21 protein-coding genes are annotated in these 23,534 nt (G+C 50.9%); 4 read left to right on the plus strand and 17 right to left on the minus strand.

Annotation, left to right across the window (positions count from 1 at the left end; all coding sequences use genetic code 11):
• Positions 1 to 14 precede the first annotated feature (14 nt).
• Complete coding sequence (gene leuD / locus NST99_RS22230) at positions 15 to 617, minus strand: 3-isopropylmalate dehydratase small subunit (RefSeq protein WP_341094430.1); 603 nt, start codon at positions 615 to 617, stop codon at positions 15 to 17.
• 30 nt (positions 618 to 647) lie between these two features.
• Positions 648 to 2,072, minus strand: coding sequence for a 3-isopropylmalate dehydratase large subunit (gene leuC, locus NST99_RS22235; protein ID WP_341094431.1), 1,425 nt, complete (start codon positions 2,070 to 2,072; stop codon positions 648 to 650).
• 289 nt (positions 2,073 to 2,361) lie between these two features.
• Here leuC and NST99_RS22240 point away from each other — a divergent pair, with 289 nt between their 5' ends.
• The 4 genes from NST99_RS22240 (at position 2,362) to proC (ending at position 7,180) form a co-directional block, all read left to right on the plus strand.
• The gene (locus tag NST99_RS22240; protein ID WP_341094433.1) at positions 2,362 to 3,273 is read left to right on the plus strand and encodes a LysR family transcriptional regulator; all 912 of its coding nucleotides are present in this window, start codon (positions 2,362 to 2,364) and stop codon (positions 3,271 to 3,273) included.
• A gap of 555 nt (positions 3,274 to 3,828) precedes the next feature.
• The gene (gene proB / locus NST99_RS22245) at positions 3,829 to 4,932 is read left to right on the plus strand and encodes a glutamate 5-kinase (RefSeq protein WP_341094435.1); all 1,104 of its coding nucleotides are present in this window, start codon (positions 3,829 to 3,831) and stop codon (positions 4,930 to 4,932) included.
• A gap of 106 nt (positions 4,933 to 5,038) precedes the next feature.
• The gene (locus tag NST99_RS22250; protein WP_341094436.1) at positions 5,039 to 6,286 is read left to right on the plus strand and encodes a glutamate-5-semialdehyde dehydrogenase; all 1,248 of its coding nucleotides are present in this window, start codon (positions 5,039 to 5,041) and stop codon (positions 6,284 to 6,286) included.
• Between the two features lie 27 nt (positions 6,287 to 6,313).
• Positions 6,314 to 7,180 (plus strand): pyrroline-5-carboxylate reductase, encoded by an 867-nt coding sequence (gene proC / locus NST99_RS22255; protein WP_341094438.1) that lies wholly within the window; start codon positions 6,314 to 6,316, stop codon positions 7,178 to 7,180.
• 176 nt (positions 7,181 to 7,356) lie between these two features.
• Here the strand turns inward: proC and NST99_RS22260 are convergent, their stop codons facing one another.
• The 15 genes from NST99_RS22260 to panB form a co-directional block, all read right to left on the minus strand.
• A complete protein-coding gene (locus tag NST99_RS22260) occupies positions 7,357 to 8,121 on the minus strand; it encodes a DnaD domain-containing protein (protein WP_341094439.1) in 765 nt (254 codons plus the stop codon).
• A 21-nt stretch (positions 8,122 to 8,142) separates the two neighbouring features.
• The gene (gene asnS, locus NST99_RS22265) at positions 8,143 to 9,438 is read right to left on the minus strand and encodes an asparagine--tRNA ligase (protein WP_038594390.1); all 1,296 of its coding nucleotides are present in this window, start codon (positions 9,436 to 9,438) and stop codon (positions 8,143 to 8,145) included.
• 21 nt (positions 9,439 to 9,459) lie between these two features.
• Positions 9,460 to 10,668, minus strand: coding sequence for an acetate/propionate family kinase (locus NST99_RS22270; RefSeq protein WP_341094441.1), 1,209 nt, complete (start codon positions 10,666 to 10,668; stop codon positions 9,460 to 9,462).
• Positions 10,665 to 11,537 carry a 3-hydroxyacyl-CoA dehydrogenase family protein gene (locus NST99_RS22275; RefSeq protein WP_341094443.1) on the minus strand — a complete coding sequence of 291 codons (873 nt, stop codon included), beginning with the start codon at positions 11,535 to 11,537 and terminating at the stop codon, positions 10,665 to 10,667. The genes NST99_RS22270 and NST99_RS22275 overlap by 4 nt, the downstream gene beginning before the upstream one ends.
• Positions 11,538 to 11,669: 132 nt before the next feature.
• Positions 11,670 to 13,172 carry an AAA family ATPase gene (locus tag NST99_RS22280; RefSeq protein WP_341094445.1) on the minus strand — a complete coding sequence of 501 codons (1,503 nt, stop codon included), beginning with the start codon at positions 13,170 to 13,172 and terminating at the stop codon, positions 11,670 to 11,672.
• Positions 13,165 to 13,707, minus strand: a complete 543-nt coding sequence (locus tag NST99_RS22285; protein ID WP_341094447.1) for a hypothetical protein — start codon at positions 13,705 to 13,707, stop codon at positions 13,165 to 13,167. The genes NST99_RS22280 and NST99_RS22285 overlap by 8 nt, the downstream gene beginning before the upstream one ends.
• A gap of 333 nt (positions 13,708 to 14,040) precedes the next feature.
• Positions 14,041 to 14,226 carry a hypothetical protein gene (locus tag NST99_RS22290; RefSeq protein WP_341094448.1) on the minus strand — a complete coding sequence of 62 codons (186 nt, stop codon included), beginning with the start codon at positions 14,224 to 14,226 and terminating at the stop codon, positions 14,041 to 14,043.
• A gap of 551 nt (positions 14,227 to 14,777) precedes the next feature.
• The gene (locus tag NST99_RS22295; protein ID WP_341094451.1) at positions 14,778 to 15,296 is read right to left on the minus strand and encodes a cell wall elongation regulator TseB-like domain-containing protein; all 519 of its coding nucleotides are present in this window, start codon (positions 15,294 to 15,296) and stop codon (positions 14,778 to 14,780) included.
• 61 nt (positions 15,297 to 15,357) lie between these two features.
• Positions 15,358 to 16,659, minus strand: coding sequence for an amidohydrolase (locus NST99_RS22300; protein WP_341094453.1), 1,302 nt, complete (start codon positions 16,657 to 16,659; stop codon positions 15,358 to 15,360).
• The gene (locus NST99_RS22305; protein WP_341097724.1) at positions 16,646 to 17,338 is read right to left on the minus strand and encodes a redox-sensing transcriptional repressor Rex; all 693 of its coding nucleotides are present in this window, start codon (positions 17,336 to 17,338) and stop codon (positions 16,646 to 16,648) included. Before NST99_RS22305 ends, NST99_RS22300 begins: the two co-directional genes overlap by 14 nt.
• Before the next feature lie 89 nt (positions 17,339 to 17,427).
• Complete coding sequence (gene dinG, locus NST99_RS22310) at positions 17,428 to 20,289, minus strand: ATP-dependent DNA helicase DinG (protein WP_341094455.1); 2,862 nt, start codon at positions 20,287 to 20,289, stop codon at positions 17,428 to 17,430.
• A 116-nt stretch (positions 20,290 to 20,405) separates the two neighbouring features.
• Positions 20,406 to 21,047 carry a tetratricopeptide repeat protein gene (locus tag NST99_RS22315; RefSeq protein ID WP_341094456.1) on the minus strand — a complete coding sequence of 214 codons (642 nt, stop codon included), beginning with the start codon at positions 21,045 to 21,047 and terminating at the stop codon, positions 20,406 to 20,408.
• Positions 21,048 to 21,159: 112 nt separating this feature from the next.
• On the minus strand, positions 21,160 to 21,543 hold the full coding sequence (gene panD, locus NST99_RS22320; protein ID WP_038594422.1) for an aspartate 1-decarboxylase: 384 nt from the start codon (positions 21,541 to 21,543) through the stop codon (positions 21,160 to 21,162).
• Entirely contained in the window at positions 21,536 to 22,426 is an 891-nt protein-coding gene (gene panC, locus NST99_RS22325; protein WP_341094459.1) for a pantoate--beta-alanine ligase, read from the minus strand. Before panC ends, panD begins: the two co-directional genes overlap by 8 nt.
• Before the next feature lies 1 nt (position 22,427).
• Positions 22,428 to 23,294 carry a 3-methyl-2-oxobutanoate hydroxymethyltransferase gene (panB, locus tag NST99_RS22330; RefSeq protein ID WP_341094461.1) on the minus strand — a complete coding sequence of 289 codons (867 nt, stop codon included), beginning with the start codon at positions 23,292 to 23,294 and terminating at the stop codon, positions 22,428 to 22,430.
• Positions 23,295 to 23,534: the final 240 nt, after the last annotated feature.

The following is a 23,534-nucleotide window of genomic DNA, read 5'->3' on the forward strand; positions in this document are numbered from 1 at the left end:
GCTCTTTACATCGCTTACGAAAACAGCTTTGCCGCGTGGCGCTCCTCGTAGGCGGCGATTTCATCCGCATGCTGAAGTGTCAGCCCGATATCATCGAGCCCCTGCAGCAGGAACTGGCGGCGGTGCTCATCCAGCTCAAAGCTGATCACCAGTCCGTATTCATCGCTGAGCGTGTTGTTCTCAAGGTCAACCGTCAGGTTGTAGCCTTCATAGGCTGCCGTACGGCTGAACAGCTCATCGACCTGCGATTCCGACAGTTTGATCGGAAGAATCCCGTTCTTGAAGCAGTTGTTGTAAAAAATATCTGCATAAGATGGGGCAATTACTACTTTGAAGCCATAGTCCATAATCGCCCACGGCGCATGCTCCCGGGAGGAGCCGCAGCCGAAGTTGGCCCGCGAAATCAATACAGATGCGCCTTTATAGCGCGGTTTATTCATCTCAAAAGCGGCATTGTCATTGCCCGCTTCGTCAAAACGCCATTCATAAAAAAGAAATTGTCCAAATCCAGTCCGTTCAATCCGTTTCAAAAACTGCTTCGGAATAATAGCATCCGTATCTACATTTACCCGGTCAACCGGGGCAACGATTCCTGTTAATTTCTTAAAAGCTTCCATTGTTGTATCCTCCCGCTCTCTCTACGATTTCTATGAATTGACGGCTTCCGTCTTGTAGTTCCAGTCGCGGACGTCGGTGAAACGCCCCTTGATTGCAGCCGCTGCGGCCATTGCCGGGGATACGAGATGCGTGCGTCCACCGCGGCCCTGGCGTCCTTCAAAGTTGCGGTTCGAGGTCGATGCGCAGCGTTGTCCAGGCTGAAGTACATCCGGGTTCATCGCCAGGCACATGCTGCAGCCCGCTTCGCGCCATTCAAAACCTGCTTCCGTAAACACTACATCGAGACCTTCCTTCTCCGCCTGCAGCTTCACACGTCCGGAGCCCGGTACAACAATTGCCGTAACCTTGTCGGATACCTTGTGTCCTTTGGCTACTTCGGCTGCAGCACGCAAATCCTCAATCCGGCCATTCGTGCAGGAACCGATAAAGACATAATCAATCGGAATTTCCGAAATAGGTGTGCCTGGTGCCAGATCCATATATTCAAGCGCTTTTTCAGCGGCTTTACGTTCATTTTCAGTCGGGAAATCAGCAGGGTTCGGCACACTGGAATTGATGTCTGTGCCCATGCCCGGGCTAGTTCCCCAGGTCACTTGCGGAATCAAAGATTCCACATCAAACTCAACAATTGTGTCATATTCTGCACCTTCATCGCTTACAAGGCCTTTCCAAGTTTCAACGGCAGCATCATAAGCGGCACCCTGAGGGACATATTGGCGATCACGCAGGTAGTTGAAGGTAGTTTCATCTGGAGCGATCAGCCCCGCTCTTGCCCCGCCTTCGATTGACATATTGCAGACGGTCATGCGTTCCTCCATCGACAGCTCACGGATGGATTCGCCCGTGTATTCAATAACATAGCCTGTTGCAAAATCAGTGCCGTATTTGGCAATGACACCGAGAATCATATCCTTGGCAGTCACTCCAGGATTACGGTTGCCGATGAAGCGGACTTCCATCGTTTTGGCTTTGGATTGCTGCAAGCACTGGGTAGCCAGAACATGCTCAACTTCACTTGTGCCAATACCAAAGGCCAGTGCGCCGAATGCTCCGTGCGTGGAAGTATGGCTGTCGCCGCAGACAATGGTTTTGCCGGGATGTGTCAGGCCGATTTCCGGGCCCATAACATGCACGACACCTTGATCGATATCATTCAGGTCGAACAATCTGACTCCGAAATCACGGCAATTCTGCGACAGCGTGTCAATCTGCTGTTTGGAGATCGGATCTGTAATGTTGTAACGGTCTTTCGTAGGGACGTTATGATCCATGGTAGCAAAAGTAAGGCCGGGACGGCGGACTTGGCGTCCGCTGAGACGGAGACCTTCGAAGGCCTGTGGAGAGGTAACTTCATGAACCAGATGCAAATCAATATAAATAATGCTAGGCTTACCTTCCTCTTGATGGATTACGTGATTATCCCAAATCTTCTCAAACATTGTCTTCTTGCTCATGTCTTCACCTCATATAGTAGAATCGTTCAATGGAAGAGAGTGTGGAGTCCCTCTTGAATGATCTAAATATAACATCGCCCCGTTTATAATTCCAAGATATGATTTCTATAGAACTGATAGGGTAGGCCTATAAGCTAATGGTTTGACCGGACTAGGAAATAGCACATCATGTACTTTCGCGGAGTATTGTAGAATACACCATCTTCTGGCCAGGTCACCCAACCTATATTAAACTGACTTACTATAGGTTATACTTATAAGCAATGATGTTCATTCAAGGAGCTTACTAATGGAACTAAGACAATTACAGTATGCACTGCAAATCGCGGCGGAACGGAACTTCTCCCGTGCTGCGGATAAACTGCATATCGCCCAGCCCTCGCTCAGCCAGCAGCTGTCCAAGCTGGAGAAAGAGCTTGGGGTCATGCTGTTTCAGCGCAATACTAGCTCGGTAGAGCTTACCCATGCCGGGCACAAGTTTGTGGAACAGGCAGGAGCGATTATCGACGCTGTGGAGCTGCTGCGCCAGGAAATGTCTGATATTTCCCAGCTTCGTACGGGAAGTGTGGTGGTAGGCAGCATGCCGATCACCGGAGCACATCTGCTGCCCCATGTACTCCCAGTGTTCAAGCGGAAATATACCGATGTGGAAATTACACTGCTTGAGGATTCTTCAATGAATCTCGAGAAACTGACTGCAAGCGGCCAGACTGATCTCAGCCTGCTTTCGCTCCCGCTGGAAATCCCCACTCTTGCTTACGAGGTGCTTGGTGAAGAACGGATTGATCTGGCCGTGCCGCCGGAGCATCCTTTGGCTTCCCGGAGCACAAAGGGTACACGCACCTCTCTTGAAGAATTAAAGGATGAGCCGTTCATCGTGCTTAAAGAAGGCCAAGGGTTCCGCAAAATGACGGTGGAGCTATGCCGCGAAGCCGGATTTGAGCCGCGCATCGTGTTTGAAAGCAACAATATGGAGACGGTTCAATCCCTCGTAGCTACCGGAATGGGCGTTACACTCGTGCCACACTTTATCGCCCGTGCCCCGCGCAGCGAGTTTGTTCCCGTCTATCTGCCGCTGGCCGAACCAGTGCCAAGCCGAACCCTGGTGATTGCGTACCGCAGGGGCCGCTATTTGTCCAAAGCCGCAGAAGCCTTCATCGGCACTTTCAAAGCAACCGTTGCCGGTCTGGCAGATGAGTAGCACAGAACAAAATGATTATTGTGTCGCCTTAAAAATGCCCTTTCGGCTCCGGCAATGGAAACGAAAGGGCATTTTTTTGTATTCAAGCGGTCCCTTTGTTCCGGAATCACCGGCTTTCTCCTCTACAAACTCCCGAATGGCCTGATTCTAAAATTCTCCCGGAGAATAAACATAATATTGGAAACTCCCGCTATTCCCAAAAAATATTAGTTCGTTCTCCCTTTGCAAACCACACTTTACCGTGGTATTCTAAATGTCAAATAGTGAAACGTGCAGACGGGACCAGTAAGAAAATGTCTCTATCCGCGAGCAGAGAGTAAATTCCGGCAGGCTGAGAGGATTTACCGCGGTTATCATTTCTGAATCCTACCCCCGAGCGGCCTGCCCCTGCAGGACGGAAACTCCCGTTATGAGAATGAAGTCGGATGAACCCTCATCAATGAAGGTGGTACCGCGGAAGTAATCAATGCTTTCGTCCTTTGCTAAGTCTTAGGATGGGGGCTTTTTGTCGTTTTCTGGGTTATCTTTATTATTTTAAGAAGGAAGTGAAGAACAATGACGACACGAATCGTAGTCAAAATCGGCAGCAGCTCACTTACCGGTCCGGAGGGCGGGTTAAACCGTTCCGCCGTGGCCTTCTTCGCTGCCGAGATTGCCGCACTCCGCCAGGCTGGCTGCGAGGTCCTGCTAGTAACCTCCGGCGCTGTAGCGGCCGGATTCCGCGGCATCGGCTACCCGTCCCGTCCGAAGCTTCTGCATGAGAAGCAGGCAGCGGCGGCGGTTGGACAGGTCCTGCTGATGCAGGCGTACCAGGAAGCGTTCGCGCAGCAGGGAATACCCACTGCACAGATCCTGCTGACCCGCACCGATTTCTGCAGCAGGCGGGCGATGAACAACGCCGTAATGACGGTGGAAGAACTGCTCCGCCAGGGTGCCGTACCGGTATTTAACGAGAACGACACCGTATCTGTCGACGAGCTGAAATTCGGCGACAACGACACTCTCTCCGCTCTGGTTGCCAACCTGCTGAAGGCAACGCGTCTGCTCGTCCTCACGGATATGGACGGATTATACAGCGGAGACCCGCGCAAGCATCCCGATGCCGTTCGTTACCGGCAAGTGGAGGAAATTACACCGGAGATTTATGCAATCGCCGGCGGTGCAGGCTCCAGCGTAGGGACAGGCGGCATGCGCTCCAAGATTGATGCCGCGAAGATTGCAACCCGTGGCGGAGTGCCGGTATTTATCGGCAGAGCCACCGAACCCGGCGATCTGGAGCTGGCGGCAACAGGCGACGGCAAAGGCACCTATTTTGCCACCACACTCTCTTCTCTCCCCGTCAAAAAACAGTGGCTCGGTTTCATGTCCACGCCGCTTGGTTCCCTCTATGTGGACGACGGAGCCGTTGAAGCACTGCTCCACGGGGGCCATAGTCTGCTCCCCGTAGGGGTCAAGCGGATCGAAGGAAGCTTCCACTCCGGCGACGTTGTAGAAGTACTCGGTCCAGACGCCAAGCTGCTGGGAAGGGGCATTGTGAATTATGATGACGCCCAGCTCCGCAGCATTCAGGGGCTTCCCAGCCGTGAGATTGTGCCTAAGCTGGGCGAAGTACACCGGCTTGAGGTCATCCACCGTGATGAATGGATTACTTTACGGTAACGTCCGGGTTGATGATTGACCCTAAGTAAGTCAACAATATGTTGATTCAGACATAATAAAAGACGTTTCTGAACGCTTGGCTAATAAAACTTTAGGAGGAACGGATATGAGTGAAGTCGTGAATAAAGCCACATTGGCCAAAGAAACAACCGGTGTACTGGCAAGCCTGACTACCGGTCAAAAAAATGAAGCGCTGCTAGTAATGGCGGAGGCCCTGCGCCGCGAAGCTCAAGCCATCATTGCCGCTAACGGCGAAGATCTGGAACGCGGCCGGCTGGCCGGCACTCCAGAGTCGATGCTAGACCGGCTCGCCCTTGATGTCGGACGGATCAACAGCATCGCAGAAGGTCTGCAGCAAATCGCCGTGCTGCCCGACCCTATCGGCGACACGCTGGAAACCATCAACCGTCCGAACGGTCTCTCCATTGAGAAAATCCGCGTACCCCTTGGCGTGATCGGGATTATATACGAAGCCCGTCCCAATGTTACCGTGGATGCGGCCGGTCTCTGCCTTAAGACAGGCAATGCCGTAGTTCTGCGGGGAGGCTCTTCTGCCCTGTCCTCGAACCGCAAAATTGTTGAAGTGCTGCATGCCGCCTTGGCCCAAACCGCGGTGCCGCCTGGTGCACTGCAGCTGATTGAGGACCCAAACCGTTCCTCCGTCGATGAGATGCTCAAACTTAACGGGCTGCTGGATGTCATTATCCCGCGCGGCGGAAGTTCCTTGATCCAGAATGTTGTGCTCAACGCTACTGTTCCGGTAATTGAAACAGGTGCGGGTATATGCCATACTTATCTCGACGCAAGTGCCCGTCCTGATATGGCAGAGCAAATCAGCCTGAACGCCAAAGCCCAGCGCCCGTCCGTATGCAATTCCATGGAGACGCTACTCGTTCATCGCGACTTTGCCATACAATATTTACCTTCCCTTGCGGAATCCTTCCGCACAGCTTCTGTAGAATTACGCGGTTGTCCGGAAACGGTTGCCCTTGTACCTTGGGCACTGCCGGTTACTGCGGAGGATTATGCGACAGAATACAATGATTATATTCTTAACGTCCGGATAGTCAGCGGACTGGAAGAAGCGCTGCGGCATATTGCCGAGTCCAGTACCAAACATTCCGAGTGTATTGTAACCGAAGATACTGAACATGCAGCCCGTTTCCTGCAGGAAGTGGATGCAGCAGCTGTATACCATAATGCTTCGACCCGTTTCACAGACGGCTTTGAATTTGGATTCGGCGCCGAAATCGGAATTAGCACCCAGAAGCTGCACGCCCGCGGCCCGATGGGCCTGCCCGCGCTCACTTCATGCAAATATAAAATATATGGCTCCGGCCAAATCCGGAGTTAGTACAAAGAACAAGGGGGACTTTTAGCCATGTGTCAGCAACCCGCAATTCCACTGATCAATCATAAAATTCTTTTTTATGGCGCAGGCTCAATGTCAGAAGCAATTGTACGGGGCATGATTGCCCGAAATGTCATTGATTCCAACAATATCGTTATGCTGAACCGCAGCAGCAACGAGCGTTTGGCTGAGCTGCGCAGCCGTTATGGCGTGCTTGGCTGCAATGATCCGGAACAAAAAATTGAACATCTGCGGACGGCTCCAGTCATTGTCCTGGCGATGAAGCCCAAGGACGCTGCCGAAGCGCTGCGCGTATTAGGATCTGTGCTCTCACCGGATCAGCTGGTGATCTCCGTAATAGCCGGTCTGACCGTCCGCACGATTCATGGCCTGTTGGGCACCTCTCAGCCTGTTGTGCGTACGATGCCCAACACTTCCAGTTCCATCGGCCTTGGAGCTACAGGAATTGTGTATTCCAAAGAAGTTAATGAAGAAGGACGCCGTACGGCGCTCAACATCTTTGAATCCGTTGGTATTACAGCTGTGATTGAGGAAGAACGAATGGAGACCTTAACCGGAATTTCCGGCAGCGGTCCGGCTTATATCTACTACATGATGGAAGCGATGATCGCTGCCGGCATCCGCGGCGGACTTCCACCGCAGCAAAGCACCGAGCTGACCGTGCAGACTGTCCTCGGCGCTGCGCGTATGGTGCAGCAGACGGGTGAGGAACCGGCAGCACTGCGCAAGAAGGTCACTTCGCCAAACGGCTCAACGCAAGCAGCCATTGAGGTGCTTGAAAAGGCCGACTTCTTCGAATCGGTCATAGCCGCAGTTAACCGCTGTGCAGAACGCTCACGCGAGATGGGTGTTGCGCTGGAGAAGGAACTGTCCTAAACTCCAGCCCATGCAACTCAGGATCGCACAGAAGCCCGCAGCCACTTTCCTCACGGAATGGCGCGGGCTTCTTATTATTCAGCTTTTTTAACCTCATCCTCACTTCGATTGTTGCAAACAACAAAAAAGAACCCTGTTGCTTTATTCCCAGCAACAGGATTCTTCCGTTTGTGCCGCTATCTTCCACCACTGCGGAACTTCTGTGTGTAGTTCTTAACATCCTCGGCGTTTTTCACCCGGTTGCGGGCCCATTCCAGCAAGATGCGGTCAATATAGCGGAAATGAACCTTCCCGGCGAATACCGATTCTTTTAAGGCAAGCAGAATCAGCTCTTCCGGGTACCGGTCCTGATCCACCCAGCCGGAGATTGTTTCACATTCCATCGGAGACAGTGGACGGCCGAATTCCTTCTCGAAGATACTGAACAGACTACGGCTCTCATCAGCGGCCTTGCCGGGTACAGCGACAGCCGTTCTGCCGTATCCCCCGTCCAGAACGGGAAAACCGGTAGCAAAGCGGGCTGCCTCGCGTGAAGGAGCCGTTCCAGCGTTCTTATCCTCTAAAGCCTCTTTCGCAGCTTCAGCCAGATAAGCACCCAGCTTTGTATACATTCCAGAGAAGTTGTAGCGCTCATAATGGATATCTCTCAGCTCATCATTATCTTCGTCGATGCTGATAAACCCTTCCTTCATGAGCTTCTGCAGTTCTCCCGCTATGACAGCGATACTTCGGCCTGTTACAGCCTGCAGTTCCTCCAGCGAAGGAAAGTCGATGCCCTCTACCTGCCGGAACGACAGAAGGTGAATCAGCAGCATCGCCTCACTGCCGCTGAGATTCAGCTTCCGGTAATGCTTCAAGAGTGCATAAGGAATGATGGCCATTCCATTCTGAAGACCAGCAGCCATTCCTTCGCCCCATGTACTCCATCCTTTGCCGTCCATGCACCAGCCCCCTTTATGCCCTTACGGGTAGAGACGGTACAGCGTACGAGGGAACGGTATCGTTTCTCGCACATGATCCAGACCACAAATCCAGGCCACTGTGCGTTCGAGTCCAAGACCGAAGCCGGAGTGTGGCACTGAACCGTAGGTGCGCAGATCCATGTACCATTTATAGCTATCCATCGAAAGATTATGTTCTTTGAAACGTTCCTCCAGCAATGCCGGATCGTCGATCCGCTGCGATCCGCCGATAATCTCCCCGTAACCTTCCGGAGCAATCATATCCGCACAGAGTACAACTTCAGGACGCTCAGGATGCGGCTTCATGTAGAAAGCCTTGAACGAAGCCGGATAATGCGTAATAAAGACAGGTTTGTCATTGGCTTCAGCAATTGCGGTTTCATGCGGCGCACCAAAATCGTCGCCCCAGGCAATTTCATGACCATTATCGTTCAGGAACTTAATCGCATCATCATAAGTAATACGCGGGAACGGCGCTTTGATATTCTCCAGCTTGGAGACATCGCGGCCTACCGCTTCCAGCTCAGCACGACAGTTGGTCAGTACCGATTGTACGATAAAGCTGATGAATTCTTCCTGAACTTTCAGACTTTCTTCGTGATCCGTGAAAGCCATCTCCGGCTCGATCATCCAGAACTCGATCAAGTGGCGGCGGGTCTTTGATTTCTCAGCACGGAAAGTAGGACCGAAGGAATACACGCGGCCCAGCGCCATTGCTGCAGCTTCCATATAAAGCTGGCCACTCTGCGTCAAATAAGCATCCTCATCAAAATATTTCGTGTGGAAGAGGTTGGTAGTGCCCTCAGCCGATGTCGGTGTCAGGATCGGCGGATCCACCTTTGTGAACCCGTTCTGATTAAAGAACTGCTGAATAGCGCGGATAATCTCTGCACGGATCACCAGTACGGCCCGCTGCTTCGCGGAGCGGAGCCAGAGATGACGATGATCCATCAGGAAATCGATGCCATGCTCCTTCGGTGTGATCGGGTAGTTCTCGGTAAGATGCAGAACCTCGATGCCCGTCACGGTCATCTCATATCCCGATTGAGCACGCGGCTCTTCGCGGATAATGCCGGTCACATACAAGGAACTTTCCTGGGTAAGGCTTTTGGCATCATCCCAGACCTGCTCAGGCACTTCGGATTTTACAACAACCCCCTGGATATAGCCTGTACCATCCCGGAGCTGCAGGAATTGAATTTTACCGCTGGAGCGCTTGTTGTTTACCCAACAGCCGATAACAACACTCTCTCCGACATGTTCATTAACGCGTTTAATTACACTCTTGTTTGCCATGCCTACGATCTCTCCTCTAGTTTAGCCGTTAACCCCTTGCACAATACGATAGGTATCGCGTGCAATAACAAGCTCTTCGTTCGTCGGTACTATAAGCACCTGCACCTTGGAATCAACTGTAGAGATGCGGCGCGGATCACCGGAACGAACCTTATTGGCTTCTGTATCCAGTTCGATTCCGAGGAACGTAAGCTGATTCAACACTCTTTCGCGCAACAGGGATGCATTCTCACCCACGCCGGCAGTGAACACGATAACATCCACACCGTTCATAGCTGCTGCGTAAGAACCGATGTATTTGCGCAGACGGTATTCATACATTTCAAAAGCAAGCGTAGAGTTAGGCTCGCCTTTTTCTGCACCATCAATAATATCACGCATGTCACTGCTGATGCCAGAAATAGCCAGCAATCCACTATGTTTGTTGAGCATGGAATTCACTTCGCCTACGGACAGCTCTTCCTTGTTCATCACATAAGGAACGATTGCCGGGTCAAGATCACCGCTGCGTGTTCCCATCATCAGACCTTCCAGTGGTGTCATCCCCATGGAAGTATCAATAGATACTCCGCCTTTAACCGCAGTAACACTGGCACCATTACCGATGTGACAAGTAATAATCTTCAGATCCTCGAGCGGACGGTCAAGATATTCCGCTGCAGCTTTGCTGACAAAATCATGCGAGGTGCCGTGTGCTCCGTAGCGGCGGACTTTGTATTTGTTGTAGAGCACTCTTGGGATAGCGTACATATAAGCCTTCTCAGGCATCGTTTGGTGGAAGGCTGTATCAAACACAACAACCTGCGGAACGCCGGGCATATTCTTTTCTGTAGCCGTAATCCCCATCACAGCAGCCGGGTTATGCAGTGGAGCAAGGTCGAACAATTGACGGATCTTCGACTTGGCATCGCCATCAACCAATGAGGATTCCTTGAAGAATTCTCCCCCGTGAACTACACGGTGGCCTACGGCATTAATTTCTTCGATCGAACTGATTACGCCATGCTCGCTGTCTGTCAGGCAAGCCAGAACCTTGCGGATGGCGGTATTGTGTTCCAGAATTTCACTGACTTCAGTGACTTCCGGTTTGCCTGTTGGCTTATGGTTCAGAATGGAAGAATCCATCCCGATGCGTTCTACCAGCCCTTTGGCCAATACAGATTCATCTGTCATATTATACAACTGATATTTCAAAGAAGAACTTCCTGAGTTAATTACTAATACGTTCATACACGGTCACCATCCTTGTCATACTTGAAGAAGCCTTCGCCCGATTTCATGCCCAGTTGTCCCGCACGCACCATCTTCTTAAGAATAGTCGATGGACGGTATTTCAGTTCCCCATACTCACGGAACATGTTATCCAGTGCGGCAAGAATCGAATCCAGACCGAAACGGTCAGCCATTTCAAGCGGTCCATACTGGAACTGATAACCGATGCGCATTGCGTCGTCAATATCCTCTGGGGAAGCGACACCTTCCTGCAGAACATGCATAGCTTCGTTAATGAACAAGCAAATAAGGCGCGAACTAACAAATCCTGGGGATTCATAAATCATTACGCCTTTTTTCTCAACGACCTCGTCAACAAAAGCTTTGGTGTCTTCGAAGGTACTGTCAGATGTCTTCAGTCCACGTACAATCTCCACAAGATCCACCTTACCTACCGGATGTATGAAATGCATGCCGATTACGCGTTCCGGGTACATTGTAGAGCTGGCAAGCTCCGTCAAGCTGAGCGTTGACGTGTTGCTGGCAAGAATAATGTGGCTCGGGCACACTTGGTCGAGCTGATTAAATACTTTTTGCTTAGCTTCCAGGTCTTCCGTAATTGTTTCGATGACCATATCACACGAGCTGAGCTCGGCGAAATGTGTCACTTTTTGGATGCGGCTAAGAATCAGTTTCTTTTCTGCTTGGGTAATCGCCCATTTCTCCAATTGTTTATCAAGACTTGTCTCGATCATTTCGTAGGAGTATTCCAGTCTTTCCGTGTTTTTCTCCACCAGCATAACATCAAGACCCTTGGCTGCCAGCATTTCAGCAATCCCTTGTCCCATTGTGCCACCGCCGATGACACCTATTTTTTTAAAATTCATAAAAAAGTCTCCATCCTTTCAGGTATCTATACTTTTGTATTGTACCTTTTCTGTCGTAAAAAATATGTAGCCCGACATATAATAATATCTTAGCATGTCTGAAAAGTAAAAAAAAATAACCGGCATAAAGAATTATGCCGGTAAAAGGACACTGTCACGAAATTGACAACGAAATTGCTCTCCGGAGAGGACTTCTTCCTTCATTAAAATGTCAAGAGAGTAATCAAATACATTTCTTTGCTTCTCCAGCAGGTCCCGGGTACGAACCATGAGCTCATCCAGAATCTTGCTATTTTCCTTCATCAGCTCTTCTGTAGTTACCATTTCCAGGTTGGCGATCCCAAGTGACGTGAGTCCCGACTTCATCATGGTCTCGACAATATTCAGCGCCTGATCGAAATCGCCGCGTGAACCTGTGCTGCGGCCCCCATAATACATCTCCTCGGAAGCTGCTCCGCCAAGCGCGATCATAATCTGATTCTCCAGATAATCCTTGGTATACAAATACTGCTCGGTTTGCGGGTTATGACGAACATAACCAAGTGCTTGTCCACGCGGAGTCAAGGTAACCTGGCTGACGCTGCCCGGACGCAGCAGCTCCGCCATAATAGCATGTCCAAGCTCATGGATGGCCACCCGCTGTTTCTCTTCATGATTGGTTTCGCGGTCAGTCTTCTCGCCCATCATCACCTTGTCAATCGCCATCGCCAGATGGCGCTGCTCGACTTCGGTCAGTTTCTCGCGCATCATATAAATCGCCGCTTCGTTCATGACGCTCTCCAGCTGTGCACCGGAGAATCCGTAGGCTTCCTCGGCGATCTTGTCTAAATTCACCTCAGCATGCAGCGGCTTATTCTTGGCATGCAGATCGAGGATTGATTTGCGGCCCTTCTTGTCAGGCATATCCACCTGGATATGACGGTCAAAGCGGCCGGGACGCAGCAGCGCTGAATCCAGCATTTCCTTGCGGTTTGTTGCCGCAACAAGCAGAATGCGCGGTGTATCATTGTTATAGATCCCGTCCATCTCGGTCAGCAGCTGATTAAGCGTCTGATCGTATTCACGCTGCTGGCCACCTTCACGTTTGCCGCCGATAACATCAATTTCATCAATAAAGATAATGGCGCTTTGCTTATTCTCTTTCACTGCACGGGTCCGGGCATCCTTGAACAAGTCACGGACACGTCCGGCACCGACACCGACGTACATTTCCACGAATTCACTGCCTGAAGCGGCAACGAACACGGAATTGGTATAATGAGCCGCAGCCTTGGCCATCAGCGTTTTACCAGTTCCCGGAGGGCCTGTAAGCAAGATCCCTTTAAGCGGACGAATCCCGAACTTGCTGATTTCTTCGTGCCGGATCAGGAAATCAAGCGCTTCCCGCAACTCCTGCTTCGCGTTATCCTGACCGCCGATTTCTTCAAACGTAAGCTTGGAAGGGCCATTCTTCTTGCGTTTCTTGTCCCCGCCCGCATTCACCGTCAACCCGCCGCGCAAATGGGCGATCACCAGGAGTGCACAAACCATACCGGCTGCTATGATGACAGGAATAATGTTAATGCCCACAAAAGCCATAAATATCAGCAGGACCGGAACAAATCCGGCTATAATCTCTTTCCACCACTTAGGCATTGTTCCACACTCCCATCGTTGCCGCTGCACGCGGTAAAATGATGAACTTGCTCTCTTCACCGTTGCTCAGGCTCACATAGACGTTGTTGTCATCAATTTCAGTTGTTGCAGTTACATTCTTGTATTCCTGAAATTGCTCTTTCAATCCATCTAGTTTAGCAGGTATAAGTGTATACTTTTTGCTTTCCATCGCTTCTGCTACTGAGAACATCGCTTTATCCCAATATTCGTCCAGCAGTTTACTGGAATGCTGATCAACGTCCAGCTTGAGCGACCGTCCATTAATGGCTGACTTGCCTTCAGTGTTCACGTATTGCACCAGCTCGCGCAATTTCGTGCCAGGTTTCAAATCCAGTTTCAAGGTTACCTCATTGCGGTTAATAGTAATATGTGAATGATTAACACCTTCATAAGCCGATACTATCTTATCAAGCGGCTCATGGACCGCAAATTGACGATAAGCATAAAAGCTGCCAAAGAGCAGTGCAGCAGACAACAGAGACGTTAGCAGTACAGGCACAAGACGCAGTTTCAAGAAACGTCCTCCTCTCAAGTTGACCAAACTTAAATATATGATTTGCAATAAATAGCGTGTCTAGCGCCCATCCGAGACTGACATGCTCTTAAGCATGTCTTAATACAAGTAGAAGTATATCACAGGTGTATATACGATTTCGCACGAAAGTGTGAATATATTTAAAATTTTTGATACTAATTTCTGGGCATTCCCTTCAATCCTTGCTCCTTTATCGGCAAAAAGGACCTGAATGATTAATCCATTCAGGCCCTTTTCTATTCTGCTAATATATTAATTTCTCCTGACTTCGATATTGCTATTTGTATATACTTCGTTATGTACTCAGTATCATCAATATATACCCACAGCATCCATAAACCCGGCGGCAAATGAAAGGACTGGCAAGGCTATTTCAAAGGAAAGGATAATAAAGCCAAGAGCCACCAGCTTCCTCCTTTTGTTCATTCTCCCATATTTCACTGCTCCCAATCCAACTGCAAGAGAAACTACGTACACCGCTAACGTTAAATAATCCACGACCTTCCCCCATCATCAACTAATTTTATCTACTGCTTGTTACAATTTTCTCACCTTTCAAGAGTTCAGACAGTTTGTAATATCTTGCACCCATGGAATTCTTCTCCATAGCCCCCCCTGAATTCTCTGCGTTATGTAATTCTTGATTCTGGCAGCCAGCTCATGCTGAACCCAGGCGTTTTTTGCGGTTTCTCTGGAACAGGACAACGTAATATCGCGCCTTATTTTATGTACTCCTGCCTCAAGCATTTCTGAGTTCACCTGAACAAAATCATAATCTTCTTTGAAAGCCGGTGGGTCTACGGGGTTCCGGCGGTTTAACTCTTTAGCAGCAACCGGATCAAATTGGGATACCTTGAAAAAAGATAGGATATAAATTTCACAAAATGTCAGAGTAAAAAAATGCCTATCGCTCCTACAGTTCCAAAATTCCCCTCTGCTGCTTTTGCCTCGGTTGCGCTTTAGTTCAACTTATTAGCAATATTATGCAAAAAAGCGGACAAGCACTGGTCCGCTTTGTCCGCTTTTCATTTGTTATTGCAAGCCTGCCTCTACTTGCTCGGCAAAGTATATCCATCCCCGATTGCTGTACCATCCGCAAAACGAAAGAACTTGTAATAATAACGTCCCTCCTGCTTGTAAAAAAGCTGCCAGGCGTACTCTCCATTATATACTCCCGGAAGCAGCCGTTTAATATCGACGCCGGGTAGCTGGGAGGCTATAATCGAGCGGATTTGCTTCTCCGAGGTTCCTTTGGCCAGCTCTTCCGCATAAACTCCGTTATCACCGCCGGCCGGCTTACCGTCTACGGTGAAACGTACCCACACCATCAGATCCGTACCGGCTTTATTTTTCCCTGTCAGCACCCAGTACACTGAATTTTCGTCCCATACCGATTTTTGCGCCTTGGATATCTCAGTAAGTCCCGCCCGGGTCTTGGCAACTTCTTTGGCCGCGCTGCGTTCATTCCATTGGTCCTTCATGATATAGGCATAAAATTGGCTTAGACCGAACAAAATGAGCAGAAACAGAGCGATCCCCAGCAGAAGCCATTTTTTCCTTTTCCTCAAAATGCAGCTTCCTTTCCTTAATATATGAAACGTCATAATGTCAACTACGGCGGCAGTCGAATTAACGCTTCAGCAGCCCTTCAAAAGTTTCTTGCGCCTTCCGGCGGATTTCTTCCTCGTCCAGTGTCAGGCACTGACCATGCTTCACAATCTGCTTGCCGTTCACCCAGACATGCTCGACATCCTTGGCGCTGGCCGAATACACGGCGTGGGAGAGCAAGTCGCTATGCGGCAGTAAATGGGGCTGGTCGATATCAATCGCAATAAAATCAGCCTTCATCCCTGCTGCAAGGCGGCCCACCTGGTTCAGGAAGATTGATTCCGCCCCGTACTGCGTGGCCATCAGCAGCGCTTCCGGTGCGGGAACTGCGGTAGGATCCCCGCTGACGCCCTTATGGATCAGTGCTGCAAGCCGCATTTCCTCGAACATATCGAGATTATTGTTGCTTGCCGCCCCGTCCGTACCCAGCGAAACTTTGACTCCGGCTCTCAGCAGCTCAGGCACCCGCGCAACCCCGCTGGCCAGCTTCAGGTTGCTGCCCGGGTTATGGGACACCCCCACCTTGTGGCGGGCGAGGATTTCGATCTCCTCATCGTTCAGATGGACACCATGGGCGATTAAGGACGGGCGGGTGAACATTCCCAGCTTCTCCAGGTGCGCTACAGGACGCAGGCCGTAATCAGCGGCATTCTGCTCCACTTCACGCAGCGTTTCCGACATATGCGTATGCATCGGCAGGTCCAGATCATGTGCTGCCTGCACAAACCGCATGAAAAAGTCCGGAGGACAAGTATACGGGGCATGCGGTGAAATCATGGTTGTAATTTTGCCGTCAGCCTTGCCGTGCCAGTTGCGGGCGAACGCAACAGCTTCCGCAAGCTTCTGGTTCTGCACCTCTTCAGGACATAGACCAATAACACCGCGCATCAGCACCGCACGGATGCCGGAATGTTCGACCACCTCGGCCACCCGGTCCATATGATCATACATATCCAAAAAGGTGGTTGTGCCGCCTTTCAGCATCTCCAGAACGGATAAGGAAGTGCCCCAGTAGACATCATCTCCCGTAAACTTCTCCTCCATCGGCCACATTTTCTCCTGCAGCCAGGCTTGAAGGACCATATCATCCCCGTAGCCGCGCAGCAGCGACATCGCAGCATGGCCATGGGTATTGACCAGACCCGGCATGAACAGCAGGCGGCTGCCGTCGAGCGTCACTGTGCCTTGTTCAAAAACGGGTTTCTCTTCCCCTATGTATGTGATCAAATCATTTTCTATAGTCATATAACCGCTCAGGACCGGCTTCTCGCTTCCGGGAACCAGAAAACGTCCGTTTGCAATTATCATCTTATTGCTGCTCATCTGTAATTCCTTCCTTTCCATCATGTAAATAATACGCCAGACTTTGCAGATCAGTCGTAAAGTCGGCAGCATGAATCCGGATGGTTGCAGGTGTCTTCAGAATGACCGGTGCAAAATTCAGGATCGCCTCGATGCCCGATTCTACCAGAATATCAGCCACATTCTGTGCCTCGCTGTCCGGTACAGTGATGATCCCGATCCGGATTCCCTGATCACGGATGGTCTGACTCAGCTCCTCCATTGGCTGAACCGTAAGAGAGTTGATCTTTTGTCCAATCTTGGGAGCGTAAGAATCAAATACAGCGGTGATTTTCATAGTATCCTTCAGATAAGCATTGTAATTGGACAAGGCATGACCGAGGTTACCGGCACCTACCAGGGCCACATTGATTTGTTGATCCAGCTTCAGAATATGACGGATCTTTTCGATGAGATAAGACACGTCATATCCAATGCCTTTTCTGCCGAAATCACCAAAATAGGCCAGATCCTTACGAATCTGCGCCGGATTAAGGTCCAGCTTCTGCCCGAGTTCCTGAGAAGAAACGGTTGAGATTTCACGCTTTTGGAGATCGTTCAGGAAACGCAGGTACACTGGGAGTCTGCGAACGACGGCCTCCGATATTTTATCCGATTTCATGTTTTCTCCTCCTAATTTAGAATTGCACTGACGCGATATCGTATGATAACCACGTGCAGTGCCCGCTCCACGAACGGGACACAGCCTATGGCACAAAGAGATAAAAAAAATTTATAAACAATGACAGATTAGGAAACGCCGCCCTCGTCAAGCCATTCCGCAATCCGCGGAACCATCTGATCGGTAAGCATGTGCTCCATCTTCGGACCAGGGAGTGAATACAGGAAGTACTTCCCGTAATAAGCTTCGATGACCCTGGTATCATATACAATAACAATTCCCCGGTCTTGCGCTGTACGAACCAATCGTCCAAAACCCTGCTTGAACCGGATCACTGCTTGTGGAACAGACATTTTCATAAAAGGATTCTTCTTCTGGGCCTGCAGAAGCTCTGCCTTTGCCTCAGCAAGCGGATGATTCGGCGGCTGAAACGGCAGCCTTACAATCGCAAGACAGGTCAGCGCCTCGCCAGGGATGTCGACTCCTTCCCAGAAACTGCTTGTTCCAAGCAATACCGATGCAGAGCTGTCCTGAAAACGCCGGATCAGCTTGCTGCGGCTGCCTCCCTCCACACCCTGGCCCAAAACCGTAATGTCCTGGGAAGCCAAGGCCTCTTTCAGCGGATCATAAACCTGGCGCAGCATTTTGTAGGAGGTGAACAGCACCAGCATCCGCCCCTTGGTCGCCGCCGCCGCTTCAGCCAGCGAATGCACCAGCTTGTCTACAAAACGCGCATCGCCTACGCTGCCCTTAACACTGGGGAAATCGCGCGGGATGACAAGCAGCGCCTGTTCACGGTACTTGAACGGTGAAGGCAGCAGCGATGTCATGAGACGCCCTTGCTCTGAGGCTTCAGAAAGACCAAGGTTGTCAATCATGAACTGAAAGGACTTGTCGACCGATAACGTGGCCGAGGTCAGCACTATGCTCTTCTTCTTGTCGAAGAACAGATCCTTGAGCTGGCTGCTTACATCGACAGGCACGGCGTAGAGCTGAAGCGACTTGCCCCGGTAGTTGCCGCTCCCTTCCATCCAGTACACGATATTATCGTCACTGAGACCCATAAAGAAGCGGATTTGTTCCCGGATGGATGCCAAATCCTTGAATAAGCCTCCGATATCGGTCACCAGGCTGTCCGAAGACGATTGACTCTCCGTATCGCGCATCTCGCTGAGCATTTTGTCACCCCTGCGGATGATGTCGCTCAGGGCTAAGTGCAGCGTATTCTCCAGCGCCGCCAGCTCTTCCCAATCTTTGGGCTTGCTGCCGGGAAGCAGGCGTGTGACCAGCTGGCCGGCTTCACCTGCCGCTGCATCGCTGCGTTCGGGCAATAGGCCGAACAGCTTGTCGCTCAGTGTATCCCAAGTTTCCTTCACGGTAAGCAGGTCGGGATAGATTTTATCAATTACGCCGCTCCACTCCGAAGCCTGCTCACTGCCCGAGGACTGCAGAGTCTGACGCAGTGCCGGCAGCTGGCCGCTGCGGCTGTCTTTATACAGCCTTGTAAGCGTGTGAGCTACCGTGAAATACTTCATTTGCATGCCCAGATGCTTGCCCGCCACATCCTCCAAATGATGGGCCTCGTCAATGACAAGATGCTCATAAGCCGGAAGCAGCTGGTGCCCGGCTTTGACGTCTGCGAACAGCTTGGAGTGATTGGTAATGACCACATCGGCAATCCCTGCTTCATGTTTGGCCCGGTGGTAGTAGCATTTGCGGAACCACGGACAGGAACGGCCCAGACAGGAATCGGTATCACTGGCTACCGTCTCCCAGAAATCCCCGCCGCGACCGCTCAAATTCAGCTCCTCATCGTCACCCGATTCCGTCTGGGTCAGCCATACGATCATTTGCGCTGCCGTAAGCGCTTCTTCCCGGGGACTTACGAAGTCTTTTTTATTTATTTTATGTTCAAACTTGCGCAGACACAAATAGTGCCCTCTCCCCTTGAATATCGCAGCCTTAAACGGGAAAGGCACAACACTGGTCAGAAGCGGGATATCGCGTTCGCGCAGCTGATCCTGAAGGTTAATGGTATGGGTGCTGACCATAACCTTCTGCCCGGTACGTACGCTCTGATAAATGGCCGGCAGCAGATAACCGAGCGATTTGCCGGTTCCGGTGCCTGCCTCGATAAGCAGATGTTTGTCCTCCTGAAGGGCCGTATTCACTTCGCCAATCATGATCTCCTGGGCTTCCCGGCTTTCATATTGCGGAAGCGTATCCTTAAGCCGTTTGGTCACCTCGGCCATATAATCCTCAAAGGATACATTCTCCACAGGATTGCCAACACCTTCTTCTCTTGGAGGCGCCAGCTCAGTCCAGTCGCCTACAGCCAGTGCAAGCTGACGGTAAAAATTCAGCTCTCCTTCCGGCTGGAAGGTCTCCATCTCGCGCTCCCGCAGCAGGCCGTCAAAATACCAGGCCAAGTCACTGTCTTCATCGGCAAACAGCTCGTTAAGACGCTGAATGGTCAGCAGAGGCAAACTATACAGCTCTTCGAGACATTTAAGCAACACAATCGCTGTAGCTTCAGCATCACTGTCCGCCTGGTGCGGACGGTCATGAGTGATGCCAAAATGGTTACTTACCGCACCCAGCTGATAGGTCGTTAGTGACGGAAAGCATATTTTAAGGAAATCGATCGTATCCAGAATCCGTCCCTGAAACGGCAAATAGCCGCAGCGGTCTAAAGCATTCTGCAAAAAATGGAAATCAAAAGCAACATTATGTCCAACAAGCACTACATCGTCAAGCAGCGGGACGAGCTCCATCATCATCTCATCCAGCTCTGGCGCATCCTTCACATCTTCATCGGTGATACCGGTCAAGCCCGTAATAAAAGGAGGAATCGGTGTTCCGGGCTTGACGTAAGAACCATACACCCGGGAGATGGACCGGTCTTCTTCTATAATGGCAAGGCCAACCTGGATGATCTCACCCACAGATTGGGTTCCCGTAGTTTCAAAATCAAGCACGGCAAATTTCATTATAAGTTCTATTCCCTTTCACTTGAGACTCTTTATCAGCATAACAGAAGTTACGAAAAAAGGCGATGCACACCGCTTGTTGAAGTGGATGCATCGCTTAAATGAGTGGGCTATGATTACAAAAGCGAAACAAGCTGTTTTCCGAATTGCAGCTTCCCTCCCCGCCTGCGGCAAACCTCCAGATTGACATTCGGTTCCGGGAGTGACGGGTCATGAAGCAAAGAAAGGCTGAACAGCTCCTTTGCCTCATTGAAGCGTTCCTGAGAAGCCCTGATGCACCCCAGCGCATTGTAGATCATCGCCTTCAGCTTGCTTTCGCGAATCAGCGCAAGCATATGATCCAGATGCCCCCATGCGGTCTCCCCGTCGCCCTCCTGCAGATAGGCCATGGCCAAATACAGGCGTGCCGCCAGACTGTCGGGGTGCTGCGCAATAACTTCCTTAAATTGATCAATACACTTCCGGTACATCAACAGCTTGTAGTAGCCCTGCCCTCTGACAAAAGAATCCATGAAAAGCTCAGGTGCTTCCTGCTGTGGCATCTCTTCGTCCGGCTGTGGCGGAAATTCCGCATGTTCCCGGAACTGACTCAACTTCTCGGCAAAGGCGAGCCACTCGTCCATAACCTCATCGCTAAGCCGGTGAAGCATGTTGTACTTGCATAAAAGGTCATCCCGGCGGGCACCCTCCGAAGTAGGGTAATCCGTGGCGATCTCCTGAAGCATCTTATTCATCTCAGCAAATAATTGTTGAAACATGGGACATCCCCCCTTACTGAAAATGAAATCAGCCTAAGCTTGCCTGCCTTCATTTTTCGCAAGTGGGGGGCTCTTCATCCCTGCCATTGATTACATGGCTTAGGTCTGGTGATTAAGCAATAGTAGCATGAATCTCATGATCGGCCAGCTTCACCGGCTTGTTCTCGCCATCCACAAAAACTACAGTTGGTTTATGCCCTGCCAATTCTTCGGCGGAAAGCATCGCGTAGGAGATGATGATGACAGTATCCCCAGGCTGAACAAGCCGGGCCGCTGCTCCGTTCAAACAAATGACACCGCTGCCGCGTGGTCCCGGAATGACATAGGTTTCCAGCCGGGAGCCGTTATTGTTGTCGACAATCTGTACCTTTTCGTTCTCAAGCAAATCAGCTGCTTCCATCAGGTTCTCGTCGATGGTGATACTGCCCACATAATTCAAATTGGCTTCGGTAACCGTTGCCCGGTGTATTTTGGATTTCATCATATGTCTAAACAAGGGTCGCAACCTCCTTGGGATTAAATACATTATTGTCAATCAGACGGGTTCTGCCAAACTTCACGGCAAGTGCAATAATGATTTCGCCGTCAGCATCACTCAGCAATGAAGCACCATCCAGCGTTTCCAGGCCCGGGAAGGTCAATATTTCCGCATAATCAATGACGGCAAGCGGAGAAGCAGAAATGACCGACACCAGCAGTTTCCGGGCATCGTCAACCGTCCGGACCTTGCCTTCTTCCATGGATTGGCGAACCTCACGCAGCGAACGGGACAATACCAGAGCCTGGCTGCGTTCCTCTGCACTTAAATACACATTGCGTGAGCTAAGCGCGAGTCCGTCGCCTTCACGGATGATCGGGCAGGCCACGATTTCAACATTCATATTCAGGTCAGCTACCATCCGGCGCAAAACCGCCACTTGCTGGGCATCCTTGAGTCCGAAAAAGGCGTAATCGGGTTGTACCATATTGAACAGCTTGCTTACGACTGTGGTGACTCCATCAAAATGCCCGGGGCGGGATGCCCCGCACAGCTGTGTGGTCAGCGAAGAGACCGATACCTGGGTGCGGATCGGCTGAGGGTACATCTCTTCCACACTGGGAATAAATACGATGTCGGCTCCTTCACGCTCTGCAAGCTCCAAATCACGCTGCTCGTCACGCGGATAAGAGGAAAAGTCCTCATTTGGCCCAAATTGCAGCGGATTAACAAAAATGCTCATCACTACCGTACTGCTCGTTTCCCCTGCGCGGCGCAGCAGGCTTGCATGCCCCTCATGCAGGTATCCCATGGTCGGCACAAAGCCGATGGGAGTATGCCCGCCCTTACGCATATATTCAAGCGCTTCACGCAGCTGTTCAATCGTTCTAACGACTCTCATCTTATTTCGCTCCTTTTCCGGCAGCGCCGTATAAAGATTCCAATACAGTTTCATCCGCATTAAATACATGATTCTCCGCCGGGAAGGAACGGTTCTTCACTTCCTGTATGTAGCTGCCGATTCCCTCACGGATCAGGCTGCCTACATCAGCGTAGGTCTTAACGAAACGCTTCTCCCGGTAAGGTGAAGCATATTGCAGCAGATCGTGGAAGACCAAGACTTGTCCGTCGCAGTACCGGCCTGCGCCGATCCCGATGGTTGGAATGCTGACCGCTTTGGAAATCGCCTCAGCCACTTCTTCCGTAACCAGCTCCAGCACAATGCCGAAAGCCCCGGCAGCTTCAAGTCCTTTGGCCTCATCCATCAGCCGTTGCGCATCCTTCGCGTCCTTGCCTTGGATCCGGTAGCCGCCAATCATGTTGACCGACTGCGGTGTCAGACCGATATGGCCCAGCACCGGAACACCGGCCGCAACAACGGCAGATACAGCCCCGCAAATTTCCAGCCCGCCTTCCATTTTAACGGCTTGCGCCCGGCCTTCCTGCATCAGTCTGCGCACACCGCGCAGCGTCTCGTCAATGCTGCCGTGATACGTCATAAACGGCATATCCGCCACAATGAACGTATTCTGCGCACCACGCGCCACGGAACGTGTGTGATAGACCATATCGTCAATCGTTACCGGAAGGGTTGTATCATAACCCAGTACAACATTCCCGAGCGAATCACCGACCAGAATCAGATCGATCCCCGCTTCTTCGGCCAGCAGGGCTGAAGGATAATCATAAGCGGTCAGCATGCTCAGCGGCACACCGTCCGTTTTCATTTTTTTCATTTTCACAATATTCAGTGCATGTTTGTCTGCCATTTGCTCCCATTCCCCTTTTCGTAGTTAAAATACGCGTAAACGCGCAAACAAAAAAACCTTTTAGCATGGTCCGCTAAAAAGGTCCGAAGGGCAAAAAAGAGTCACTCGCGATCGTCCCTTCTGTCTCGGTCCTTACGGCTCAGAGCAGAATCCAACGTAACCGTGGAAATACAGTTATGAAGGTGAATCCGAAAAGCAAATTGCTGTTGTACAGCTTGCTTGAATGAGTACAGCTCGACC

The organism is Paenibacillus sp. FSL L8-0470, assembly GCF_038008625.1.
In the GTDB taxonomy this organism is placed as follows: Bacteria; Bacillota; Bacilli; order Paenibacillales; family Paenibacillaceae; genus Paenibacillus_AQ.

Bases quoted from the DNA above. Each gene is read 5' to 3' on its own strand.
- NST99_RS22240 (WP_341094433.1), top strand. From the start codon at position 2,362: ATGGAACTAAGACAATTACAGTATGCACTGCAAATCGCGGCGGAACGG.
- proC (WP_341094438.1), top strand. From the start codon at position 6,314: ATGTGTCAGCAACCCGCAATTCCACTGATCAATCATAAAATTCTTTTT.
- NST99_RS22275 (WP_341094443.1), bottom strand. From the start codon at position 11,537: ATGAATTTTAAAAAAATAGGTGTCATCGGCGGTGGCACAATGGGACAA.
- dinG (WP_341094455.1), bottom strand. From the start codon at position 20,289: ATGAAATTTGCCGTGCTTGATTTTGAAACTACGGGAACCCAATCTGTG.
- asnS (WP_038594390.1), bottom strand. From the start codon at position 9,438: ATGGCAAACAAGAGTGTAATTAAACGCGTTAATGAACATGTCGGAGAG.
- NST99_RS22270 (WP_341094441.1), bottom strand. From the start codon at position 10,668: ATGAACGTATTAGTAATTAACTCAGGAAGTTCTTCTTTGAAATATCAG.
- NST99_RS22260 (WP_341094439.1), bottom strand. From the start codon at position 8,121: ATGGACGGCAAAGGATGGAGTACATGGGGCGAAGGAATGGCTGCTGGT.
- proB (WP_341094435.1), top strand. From the start codon at position 3,829: ATGACGACACGAATCGTAGTCAAAATCGGCAGCAGCTCACTTACCGGT.
- leuC (WP_341094431.1), bottom strand. From the start codon at position 2,072: ATGAGCAAGAAGACAATGTTTGAGAAGATTTGGGATAATCACGTAATC.
- NST99_RS22280 (WP_341094445.1), bottom strand. From the start codon at position 13,172: ATGCCTAAGTGGTGGAAAGAGATTATAGCCGGATTTGTTCCGGTCCTG.
- panB (WP_341094461.1), bottom strand. From the start codon at position 23,294: ATGGCAGACAAACATGCACTGAATATTGTGAAAATGAAAAAAATGAAA.
- NST99_RS22250 (WP_341094436.1), top strand. From the start codon at position 5,039: ATGAGTGAAGTCGTGAATAAAGCCACATTGGCCAAAGAAACAACCGGT.
- leuD (WP_341094430.1), bottom strand. From the start codon at position 617: ATGGAAGCTTTTAAGAAATTAACAGGAATCGTTGCCCCGGTTGACCGG.
- NST99_RS22300 (WP_341094453.1), bottom strand. From the start codon at position 16,659: ATGAGCAGCAATAAGATGATAATTGCAAACGGACGTTTTCTGGTTCCC.
- panC (WP_341094459.1), bottom strand. From the start codon at position 22,426: ATGAGAGTCGTTAGAACGATTGAACAGCTGCGTGAAGCGCTTGAATAT.
- NST99_RS22315 (WP_341094456.1), bottom strand. From the start codon at position 21,047: ATGTTTCAACAATTATTTGCTGAGATGAATAAGATGCTTCAGGAGATC.